The organism is Micromonospora rosaria (assembly GCF_001567585.1).
In the GTDB taxonomy this organism is placed as follows: domain Bacteria; phylum Actinomycetota; class Actinomycetes; order Mycobacteriales; family Micromonosporaceae; genus Micromonospora; species Micromonospora rosaria.
In genome coordinates this window covers 1-9,949 of the sequence record NZ_LRQV01000195.1, presented here as the reverse complement: position 1 = coordinate 9,949, position 9,949 = coordinate 1, and the positions used below count along the sequence as shown (strand labels likewise).

9 protein-coding genes and 3 tRNA genes are annotated in these 9,949 nt (G+C 75.5%); 9 read left to right on the top strand and 3 right to left on the bottom strand.

Annotated features, from left to right (window positions below; genetic code table 11):
* Nucleotides 1-268: 268 nt before the first annotated feature.
* Nucleotides 269-1,447 (bottom strand): cytochrome P450, encoded by a 1,179-nt coding sequence (locus AWW66_RS29860; protein ID WP_067373438.1) that lies wholly within the window; start codon nt 1,445-1,447, stop codon nt 269-271.
* A 153-nt stretch (nt 1,448-1,600) separates the two neighbouring features.
* Nucleotides 1,601-2,269, bottom strand: a complete 669-nt coding sequence (locus tag AWW66_RS29855; protein ID WP_067373433.1) for a class I SAM-dependent methyltransferase — start codon at nt 2,267-2,269, stop codon at nt 1,601-1,603.
* Nucleotides 2,270-2,451: 182 nt separating this feature from the next.
* Between AWW66_RS29855 and AWW66_RS29850 the strand changes: the two genes are divergently transcribed.
* Complete coding sequence (locus AWW66_RS29850; protein WP_067373436.1) at nt 2,452-3,324, top strand: hypothetical protein; 873 nt, start codon at nt 2,452-2,454, stop codon at nt 3,322-3,324.
* Between the two features lie 118 nt (nt 3,325-3,442).
* On the opposite strand, the gene AWW66_RS29845 is transcribed toward AWW66_RS29850, so the two are convergent.
* Nucleotides 3,443-4,045, bottom strand: coding sequence for a TetR/AcrR family transcriptional regulator (locus tag AWW66_RS29845; RefSeq protein WP_067373430.1), 603 nt, complete (start codon nt 4,043-4,045; stop codon nt 3,443-3,445).
* A 487-nt stretch (nt 4,046-4,532) separates the two neighbouring features.
* Here AWW66_RS29845 and AWW66_RS29840 point away from each other — a divergent pair.
* The 8 genes from AWW66_RS29840 to AWW66_RS29810 form a co-directional block, all read left to right on the top strand.
* A tRNA-Gly gene (locus AWW66_RS29840) sits at nt 4,533-4,605 on the top strand.
* Nucleotides 4,606-4,635: 30 nt separating this feature from the next.
* Nucleotides 4,636-4,706: transfer RNA gene (locus AWW66_RS29835), tRNA-Cys, on the top strand.
* A gap of 11 nt (nt 4,707-4,717) precedes the next feature.
* Nucleotides 4,718-4,792: transfer RNA gene (locus AWW66_RS29830), tRNA-Val, on the top strand.
* 222 nt (nt 4,793-5,014) lie between these two features.
* Nucleotides 5,015-5,725: a hypothetical protein gene (locus AWW66_RS29825; protein ID WP_157528142.1), complete on the top strand. Its 711-nt coding sequence runs from the start codon at nt 5,015-5,017 to the stop codon at nt 5,723-5,725.
* 21 nt (nt 5,726-5,746) lie between these two features.
* Nucleotides 5,747-7,828, top strand: coding sequence for a sensor histidine kinase (locus AWW66_RS29820; protein ID WP_067373425.1), 2,082 nt, complete (start codon nt 5,747-5,749; stop codon nt 7,826-7,828).
* On the top strand, nt 7,800-8,432 hold the full coding sequence (locus AWW66_RS29815) for a response regulator (RefSeq protein WP_067373422.1): 633 nt from the start codon (nt 7,800-7,802) through the stop codon (nt 8,430-8,432). The genes AWW66_RS29820 and AWW66_RS29815 overlap by 29 nt, the downstream gene beginning before the upstream one ends.
* A gap of 457 nt (nt 8,433-8,889) precedes the next feature.
* Entirely contained in the window at nt 8,890-9,030 is a 141-nt protein-coding gene (locus tag AWW66_RS34660; protein ID WP_169807196.1) for a hypothetical protein, read from the top strand.
* Nucleotides 9,027-9,949: YeiH family protein (locus AWW66_RS29810; RefSeq protein ID WP_245648545.1), on the top strand; the 923-nt coding region annotated here is incomplete at its 3' end. The genes AWW66_RS34660 and AWW66_RS29810, both read left to right, overlap by 4 nt.

The following is a 9,949-nucleotide window of genomic DNA, read 5'->3' as shown; positions in this document are numbered from 1 at the left end:
GGGCCCCGCCGGGGTCCGGGCCGAGACCGCCCCGCCCGGCAGCAGCATCAGCAGGGTCAGCAGGAGGACGGCCAGCGCGCGCCCGGCGGCGGGCCGGCCCGGCTGCCGGGTACGGGACTGTGCGGTGTGCGGTGTCATGGCTCCACGATCGACGCCGGGCGGGCCGGGCACCGCTGCCGATCGGCACCGCCGCGCCCCCACCTTCGTCAGGGTGCGCCCCGACCCTCGTCAGGTGCCGCCCCGCCGGACCGGGGCGGGGCCGTCGTCGTCAGGCCTGGGGCGGGCCGCCCTGCGCGGGTACCGGCCGGCCGGCGCGGCGGACGACGAAGGCGTCCGGCATCCGGAAGGTGAGGTTGTCCGGGTACCAGGGCGGCCGGACCACCTCCACGCCGGCCAGCAGCGGGGCGACCTCGTCGACCACCACGCCCGCCTCCATCCGGGCCAGGTGCGCGCCGACGCAGCGGTGCGCCCCCGCCCCGAAGGCCAGGTGCCGGCGCGAGCCGCGCTGCCCGGGAAGGAACCCGTCGGGGGAGTCGACCACGACCGGGTCCCGCCCGGCGCGGGCGAGCCAGAGCACGATGCTGGTACCCGCCGGCACCACCGTCCCGCCCAGCGTGGTGTCGACCGCCGCCACCCGACGCCAGGTCACGATCGGTGGTTCCAGCCGTAGCCCCTCCTCGACCACGTCGGCCGGCTCGACGGCGCCCCGGCGCAGGTCGGCGACGACCGCCGGCTCGACGGTGAGCCGGTGCAGCAGCAGGGTGAGGAACTGCGAGGTGGTCTCCTGCCCGGCGACCAGGAGGAAGAAGAGCGCGCCGACCACCACGTCGGGGGAGTGCCCGGCGGCGCGCAGCCGGGCGGCCAGGCCACCGCCGGTGGTGGCGAAGTCGCGCAGTACCCGGTGGAAGCGGCCCACCTCGGCGGCGAGGGCGAGTTGCCGCTGGTCGTCCAGCGGCGCCCAGAACAGCTCCAGCGCGGCCCGCGCGAAGTCCTTGACCGCCTCGACCGGCGCGTCGGGCAGGTCGACCAGCCGGGCGAGGACCAGCAGCGGCAGGTCGGCGGCGACCTCGGCGTGCAGGTCGACCGCGGCCCCGGTGGCGAGGGTGGCGGCGATCCGGGCGACCCGCCGCCGCAGCAGCCCGGTCAGCCAGGGGCGCTGCGCGTCGACCCGGGCCGGGTGCAGCGCGTCGGCGACGGCGGCCCGGATCCCCGGGTGGCTCGCCCCGCCGTTGTTGGCCAGCGTCGGCGGCAACCGGAACCGGTGCCCGGCGAGCACCCGCAGCGCGGCCACCGGGACCGGGGTCACCGCGTCGAGGGCGTTGTCCGGCCGGTAGGTCACCGGGTCGGTGAGCACCTGACGGACCAGCGCGTGCCGGGTCACCACCAGGTGGCGCACGCCGACGTGGTCGGCGACGACCGCCACGTCCGGCCACCCGCCCGGGGTCAGGCCCGTCGGGTCCGGGCCGTCGGCCGGGGCGGTGGGGGCGGGCCGGTCGGGCGGGGCCGCGAGGTCCGGACGTCCGGGACCGGCCGGGGTCACCAGGCCCGGTCGCGGGGGCTCGGCGACCGCCGTCCAACTCCGGAACAGCACCCCGACACGCTAGCCGGCCGCGCCGGGCGGAGCGGGGTCCAACTCCCAGACCGTGGTCTGCTTCACCCGTACGCTCTCCAGCGCCTCGGACACCGGCACCGGGTAGCTGGCGAGCTGCCGGAACCGCCGCCGGGGCAGGAACGCCCGGTCCGGGTCCCCGACCAGCACCCGGGCCCCGCCCCGGGCCGCCCGCAGCAGGAACCGCAGCACCCGGTTGGCCATCGCCTCGCTGTAGAAAACGTCCCCGGCGAGCACCACCTCGGCGTCCCCGGCGTCGCCGTCGAGGACGTCGGCGAGGTCGGCGGTGACGGGTACCCCGTTGGCGGCGGCGTTGAGGGCCACCGCCGCCACCGCCCGCTCGTCGACCTCGACGGCGCGGACCGCCGCCGCGCCGCTGCGGGCGGCGGCGATGCCCACCAGCCCGGACCCGGCGGCCAGGTCGAGCACCCGGCGGCCGGCGACCACCGCCGGTTCGTCGAGGACGTACCGGGCCAGGGCCTGCCCGCCGGCCCAGGCGAACGCCCAGAACGGCGGCGGCTGGTCGCTGCGGAACTCGCCCTCGGTCAGCTCCCACAACCCGATCGGCTCGTCGGCCTGGTGCAGCCGTACCTCGGGGACGAAGGGCACCGGGGCGAGCCGGGCGTGCAGCCGGACGAAGGTCGCCGAAAGGTCGGACACCCAGGGATTGTCCCCTCCAGCGGATCCCGGGCGTGTCGCGGGGCGGCGGTGAAGGGTTCACCACTGTCGGTGACAAGTCGCCCCGTTGTTGACGGTTCGTGCGAAGACGCCCGTCTACCGGGTGCCCCGGACCGCTCCTAGCGTTGATCACTGGACGGGACCGGCAACGGGCATGGGTGGTGATGACGGTGTGGCGGTACGCGTTACGGGTCGGGGTGGTGCTGGCCTGTCTGTCCGGGGTGGAGGCGGTCCTGGCCGACCCCGCGCACGCCGCGTTCAGCACCGAACTGAGCGGCCTGCCGGACCGGTTCACCGCCGGTGGTCGGGTCGAGACGGTCACCGCCGTGGTCTCCCGTATCGACCGGGCCGGCGGCTGCGGCAAGGTGCGCTGGTCGCTGCTGGTGCAGGTGCAGGGCCTGCGGCTGGACCAGGTGCGCGTCGACCGGGTGGAGGAGACCGGATCGTTCCCGGTGCAGGTGCGCGCCGAGGGGTCGGTGGCGCGGCTGACCGACCGGCAACTCGACCCGGGGACGCTCTGCCCGGACCGCACGGTCACCGCCCGGTACCGGGTGGCCTTCGCCGGTGACGTCACGGACGGGCGGGTCACCCTCGCCGCCGAGGCGTACGACGTCGACTCGCGGCTGCTGGCCCGGCAGACGGCGACCCGCTCGGTGGTCGGGGCGGGCGTACGGCCGACGCCGACCACGGCCGCCCCGCCGGAGACCGAGCCGACGGTGGAGCCGACCGAGCCGGCCGAACCGACCGTCGAGGCGACCGTCCCGACCGAGGAGCCGATCGAGTCGACCGACGAGGCGGTCACCGACGTACCGGCGGCCGGTGCGGGCCGGCCGGCGGCCCAGACCGGCGGGTTCGGCCTGGTGCACGCCGCCTTCCTGCTCGGCGGGCTGCTGCTCTTCCTCGGGGTCAGCCTGCTGCTGCGGCTGCGGCACCTGCTGCGCCCGGCGGACGCCGCCGAGGAGCCCACGGAGCCCTCGCCCGAGCGCCGGTGGGAGCGGCCCGCCAGCGCCCAACGCTGGCGCCCCGCCCGCCGCTGAGCGGTAAGGACGGGCCCCCTGTTAACGCATTCGGTAGAGCAGGGGCCCCTTCTTAACCGCTGGCCGGCCCGACCGGTGGCCGAGGGTGTCGGCCTGGGTGGTAACCGGTGGTGCGGGTTCAGTCGAGGTCGGCCGGGACCAGGCCCAGCTCCCGGGCGGCCACCAGGCGGGTCCACTCGGCGAACTGCCGGCGCGAGATCACCCGGTCGTGCACGGCGAACTGCACGGCGAGCCCGTCCATCACCGCGTTGATCCGCCAGGCCGCCCCGGCGGGGTCGGTGCACTCGAAGGTGCCGTCGGCCACCCCGGCGCTGATCACCGCGGCCAGGTCCGACCGCCAGCGTAGGTCGAGGCGGCGGGAGACCTTCTCCAACTCCGGGGTACGCAGCGACTCGGACCAGCCGTCGATCCACATCGCCCAGGAGGTGGCCCGTCCGGTCGGCGGGTAGAGCTTCAGGATCCGCTTGAGCTTGACCAGGGGCGGGGCGGCGGACCGGACGACCGCGTCCAGCCGGGCCAGATCCTGCTCGGCGGCGTACGCGAACGCCTCCGCCAGCAGGCGGTCCTTGGTGGTGAAGTGGTAGAAGACCAGCGCCTGGCTCACCCCGGCCGCCTGGGCCACGTCGGCCGTCCTGGTGTTGGCCAGGCCGCGTTCGGCGATCACGTCGCAGGCCGTACGCAAAAGGGCATCCAGCCGGATTTCGACCGCACGTCTCGTCACGGCGCTACCGTAACCTATCCGTTCGTGCACAAACAGTGACCGCTCCGGGTGATGTGGCGGTCAACAGTCAGAAGCCGGACAGTTCCCCCGGGCCGGGGTGTCGCACCCGGTCGTGATCGACGCCCGTCGCTGGCCTGGTCGTCGACCCGGTCGGTGCGCACCGGGTTCCGGGTGCCCGGGGCGGCGGGGCCGGCGCGGAGACGGCCGGTGTCGGCGACCGATAATCAACTCAGGCTCCTAGGAAGCCCAGGGGTGGTGGGCGGAATCCCCGGGCTGCCGGCGGGACGCGCCCGGCACGCGGGCGGACGCGCCCGGCGCGCGGTCGGCGCTCCGGGCGTTGCCCCGGAGCTGGGCGGCCTGCGCCGGGGTGGCCTGCCTCACCTTCTGGCGGGTGAGCGGACGGCGCGCCGACGTGACCCCGATTTGGCAACTGTTCCCGGGCTCGGCTAAAGTTCTCATCCGTCACCGGGTTACATTCCGGGGGCACGCGGACGTAGCGCAGCTGGTAGCGCATCACCTTGCCAAGGTGAGGGTCGCGGGTTCGAATCCCGTCGTCCGCTCGGAGATGCCGCCACTACGGGGGCAACCTCGGTGGAGTGGCCGAGAGGCGAGGCAACGGCCTGCAAAGCCGTCTACACGGGTTCAAATCCCGTCTCCACCTCGCAAGATCGAGGGCGATTGGCGCAGTGGGAGCGCGCTTCCTTGACACGGAAGAGGTCACTGGTTCAAACCCAGTATCGCCCACCAGTGCAGGAATGGTTCCTGTGGGCCCGTCACCGGACAGCCGGTGACGGGCCTTTCGCCGTCCGGAGCCTGGCCGGGCGCTGTCCGCCGGGCACGGTCCGGAGCCCGCCGGACCCGGGCGCCCGGGGAAGTCCCGGGCGGTCGGGACGTCCCGCCCATGCGTACCGGGACACCCGGCCGGCATCGTCGGTGCCGACGTTCCCGACCAGCCCGGAGGACCGCCCGATGCAGCCCCTATCGACGCCCGTCGACCCCACCGACCTGTCGCCGCCGGCAGCGGTCCGCCCGAGGCGGGCCTGGGCGCTCGCCGGTACCGTCGGCGGCCTGGTCGGCCTGGTCGGGATCTTCGCCACCGCCACCCTGACCGCCCCCGCCGAGGAGTTGCGGGGGGACAACGCGGCGTACGTCGCGGCGATCGCCGACGGGACCGGTCACGTCTGGGCCCACCAGGCGGTCTGCGCGGTCGTCGTGGTCTGCCTGGCGGTCTTCGGGGCCGGGCTGCACCGGTACCTCGGGGCGCAGGAACCGGCCGGCAGCCTGGTCCCGGCGCTCGCCGCCACCGGCGTCGGCCTGGTGCTGGTCGGCCTGGTGGTCGGCGGCGGGATCGCCACCGAACTGTTCTTCTCCCTCGGCGCGGCCGAGGAGTACGACCCGGACGTGATCGCCCCGCAACTCACCCTCTTCGCCACCATGGCCTGGCTGTGGGGCGGGATCGGGCTGACCGCCGGGGCGGTCGCGGTCGGCGGGCTGCGGCACGGCTCGGTCAGCCGCTGGCTGGCGGTCTTCAGCGTGGTGACCGCGCTGCTGGTCGCGGCCACGCAGCTCACCCCGGTGCAGTACATCGCGTTGGTGCCCGGCGGGATCTGGGTGATCGTCGCCGGCCTGGCGTTGGCGTTCGGGCAGCCCGCCGCCGCGCCTGGCCCACGGGCTGCTTGATCGTCTAGTGTCGGCGGCGCCATGACGACCGACCGTGCGGCCCGGTGGGCGGGCCGGGCCGCGTGGCCGCTCGGCGGGGCGGTCCTGCTGCTCACGGCCGCGGCCCTGGGGCTCGCCGGGCACAACGGTGCCGGGCTGGGCGACGTGACCCACCTGTTCATGGTGGTCGCCTGCGGGACGGTCGGGGCGGTGATCGCGGCGCACCGCCCGGCGAACCCGGTCGGCTGGCTCGCCCTCACCGGCGGGTTCTGCTTCGCCCTCCAGGAGGCGTGCGGCCAGTACGCCGCGCACGGCCTCGTGGTCGAGCCCGGCTCGCTGCCCCTCGCCGCCGCGCTGGCCTGGCCGCAGAACTGGCTCTGGGTGCCCGGCAACGCCGCCGTGGCGTTGATCCCGGCGTTCTTCCCCGACGGCCGGCTGCTGTCCGCCCGGTGGCGGCCGGCCGTCGGGGTGGTGGCGGGCCTCGGCGCGCTGGCGATGCTGACCGGGGCGTTCCGTCCCGGCGCCAACGAGCAGGTCACCCCGGTCGGCGCGGCGAACCCGCTGGGACTGGCCGGCTGGCAGCCGGTCGCCGACCTCACCGGGGGCGTGGCGACGCTGGCCAGCGCGCTGGTCTTCCTGGCCGCCGGCAGCACCGTCGCGTGGCAGGCCCGCCGGGCCCGGGGCGTCCGCCGCCAGCAGGTCAAGTGGCTCGGGTACGCGGTGACGCTGGCCGTCCTCGTGGTGGCGGCGCGGCTCGTCGCCGGGCTCACCGACGGCAACCCCGGGATCTGGCCGTACGGCAGCGTGTTCTGGGACCTCGCCGGTGGCCTCAGCGCCGCGCTGATCCCGATCGCGGTCGGGATCGCCGTCCGGCAGCACCGGCTCTTCGACATCGACCTGCTGATCAGCCGTACCGCCGTCTTCGTCACCCTGTCGGTGGCCGTCGGTGGCGCGTACGTACTGGTCGTCGTCCTGCTCGGGGCCGGGTTCGACGCGTCGGGGAGCCTGCCGGTGTCGCTGGTCGGGGCGGCCGTCGCCGCGTCGATCTTCGCGCCGCTGCGGCACTGGCTGCAACGCCGGGTCAACCTGCTGGTGTACGGCGAACGCGACGACCCGTACGCGGTGCTGGCCCGGCTCGGGCAGCGGCTGGAGCAGACCCAGGACGCCGCCGCCGTGCTCGCCACCAGCACGGCGACGGTACGCGAGGCGCTGCAACTGTCCTACGTGGCGATCGAGACGGTCGACGGCCGGTCGTACCGGTTGGGTGACCCGCCGGCCGACCCGGTGCGGCTGCCGCTGGTCGCCGCCGAGCCGGTCGGGTACCTGCTGCTCGGGCCCCGGGCCGGCGAGACGGCCCTCGGCGCGCGGGAGTCGCGGCTGCTGCGCGACCTCGCCCGGCACATCGGGGTCGCCGTGCAGGCGGTGCGCGCCCTCGACCGGGCCCAGTCGCTCGCGGCCGACCTGCGGCGGTCCCGGGAGCACCTGGTGGTGGCCCGGGAGGAGGAGCGGCGTCGGCTGCGCCGGGACCTGCACGACGGCCTCGGCCCGACCCTGGCCGGGTTGACGATGCGCGCCGAGGCGGCCCAGGAACTGGGCCCGGGGGAGCAGTCCCGGCGGCTGCTGGAGGAGATCGTGGTGGACGCCCGCACCGCCGTCGCCGACGTCCGGCGGCTGGTCAACGGGCTGCGGCCACCGGCGCTGGACACCATGGGCCTGCTCGGGGCGCTCCGGTCGCACCTGGCCGCCTGGCCCGGTGACGGACCCCGGGTGGTCTTCACCGCACCGTCGGCGCTGCCCGAGTTGTCGGCGGCGACCGAGGTGGCCGCCTACCGGATCGCCGTCGAGGCGCTGAACAACGCCCGCCGGCACGCCCACGCCGCCACGGTGCAGGTGCGGCTGGCCGTCACCGGCGGCCGGCTGCGCGTGGACGTGCACGACGACGGCCGGGGCCGCCGGCCCGGTGCGCCGGACGGGGTCGGCATGCACTCGATGCGGGAACGGGCCGACGAACTCGGCGGCTCCTGTGTGGTCACCTCGGCGCCGGGCGTCGGTACCCGGGTGACCGCGACCCTGCCCATCGGCACGGAGGACGAGGATGGACCAGGTCCGGGTACTGCTGGTTGACGACCACGCCCCGTTCCGGGCCGGGTTGCGGGCGCTGCTCGCGACCAGTCCGGACGTCGAGGTGTGCGGTGAGGCCGCGAGCGGCGAGGAGGCGCTGGCGGTGCTCGGTCGCCTGCAACCGGACGTGGTGCTGCTCGACCTGACCATGCCCGGGATGGGCGGTATCGCGGCCACCGAGCGGCTGGTCCGGATGAGTCCGCACGTCCGGGTGCTGATCCTGTCCATGGCGGACGACGACGAGTCGGTCTTCGCGGCGCTGCGCGCCGGTGCCCGGGGGTACGTGCTCAAGGGGGCCCGCCGGGTGGAGATCATCCGCTCGGTGCGGGTGGTGGCCGACGGGGAGGCGATCTTCGGCCCGGCCATCGCCACCCGGCTGATGGGCTACTTCGCCGGGCTCGACCGGGGGCCCGCGTTCCCCGACCTGACCGCCCGGGAGCGGGAGGTCCTGACGCTGATCGCCCAGCACCTGACCAACCCGCAGATCGCGCAGCGGCTCGGGCTGAGCCAGAAGACGGTCCGCAACCACGTCTCCAACATCTTCGCCAAGCTCCAGGTCGCCGACCGGGCGCAGGCCATCAGCATGGCCCGGCAGCAGGGCCTGTGACCGGCGGCCGGGCCGCCCGCCCGATATCCTACTCAGATGGTGGGATATTTGCGCCGTGCGCATTGACGACCGCCGGTGCCGGTGCTGGACTGGGCGCATGCCCGTCGCCCCGTTGCTGACCCGGCGTCGGTACGTGGACTACGGGCGGCTGGCGGCCACCGTCTGTCGCCACCCGGCCTGACGGCCTGTTCTCTCGCGTCGCCCGCCCGGGTCCTTCCTGCTCCCCGGGGCTCCCCGTGGCCTCGGGGCTCTCCATGGCCTCGGGCTCCCCGTGGCCTCGGGCTCCCCGTGGCCTCGGGCCGGCGGCGCCCCACCACCCGACCGGCGGTCCGCCCGCCGGCCCCGTGGCCCGTCCCGCCGCCCGGCCGACCGTGGCGGCCACCCGGCGTACGCCGGATTCCCCTCGCGCCCCCGCGCGCACCAGAACTCCCCTCACGGCCAGTACGAGGAGCCGGACATGAGCGACGAGACACCCGTATCCCCTGCCCGCAGCCGAGCCTTGCCCCAGATCAGCGAGGACTGGGCGGCCACCGCCGTCGGTCTCCTCCTGCTGGTGCTGATCCTCACCGGGATCATCAGCCGGGGGGTGTTGCAGTGACCGCCGCCGCCCCGCCGCCCCCCGCCTCGGCCTCCGCCGACGGCTCCGCCCCGGCCGGCCCCGACGGCTCTGCCCCGGCGGGCTCCGTCGACGGTGCTGCCCCGGCCGGAGCCGACCCCACGCCGGCCGGCAGCGCGACTCCCGGTGCCCCGGGCGCCGACGCCGCCACGGGACAGCGGACGCCGGTGAACGAGACGGACGCCCTGGCACCGGAGGCCACCCGGCCCGGCGCGGTCAGGTGGCCCGCCGTCGCCGCCGGCCTCGTCGTGGTGCTGGCGCTGGCGTACCTGACGAAGTACCTGGACGGCGCGGTGCCCGAGTGGCTGGCCGACACCAGCCTCGCCCGGGTCGCCAAGTCGGTCGAGTACCCGGTCTACGCGATCGCGGTCGGCCTGCTCGGCAACCTGGTGCTCACCGCGACCGGGCTGCGCGAGCGGTTCGCGCCGGCGTTCCGTACCGAGTTCTTCATCAAGACCGGGCTGGTCCTGCTGGGCGTGTCGATCAACCTGTCGTTGCTGGTCACCGCCGCCGGACCGGCGATCGTGCAGGCGCTGCTGCTGATCAGCGGGGTGTTCCTGTTCACCTGGTGGCTGGGCGGGCGGCTCGGGCTGGACGACCGGCTGCGCGCGCTGCTCGCCTCGGCGGTGTCGATCTGCGGGGTCAGCGCGGCGATCGCCGCCGCCGGAGCGGTCCGCGCCCGGCGCGAGCAACTGGCGTACGCGGCCAGCCTGGTGATCCTCTTCGCGCTGCCGTCGATCTTCCTGCTGCCCTGGCTGGCCGACGTGCTCGGGCTCTCGCCCGCCGTGGCCGGCGCCTGGATCGGCGGCAACATCGACACCACCGCGGCGGTCACCGCGGCCGGCGCGCTCGCCGGCGAGGACGCCCTGAAGATCGCCACCATCGTGAAGGTCACCCAGAA

What these genes read in the sequence shown, in the direction of transcription:
- AWW66_RS29825 (WP_157528142.1), top strand. Translation starts at nt 5,015, where the DNA reads ATGCAGCCCCTATCGACGCCCGTCGACCCCACCGACCTGTCGCCGCCG.
- AWW66_RS29815 (WP_067373422.1), top strand. Translation starts at nt 7,800, where the DNA reads ATGGACCAGGTCCGGGTACTGCTGGTTGACGACCACGCCCCGTTCCGG.
- AWW66_RS34660 (WP_169807196.1), top strand. Translation starts at nt 8,890, where the DNA reads ATGAGCGACGAGACACCCGTATCCCCTGCCCGCAGCCGAGCCTTGCCC.
- AWW66_RS29850 (WP_067373436.1), top strand. Translation starts at nt 2,452, where the DNA reads ATGACGGTGTGGCGGTACGCGTTACGGGTCGGGGTGGTGCTGGCCTGT.
- AWW66_RS29820 (WP_067373425.1), top strand. Translation starts at nt 5,747, where the DNA reads ATGACGACCGACCGTGCGGCCCGGTGGGCGGGCCGGGCCGCGTGGCCG.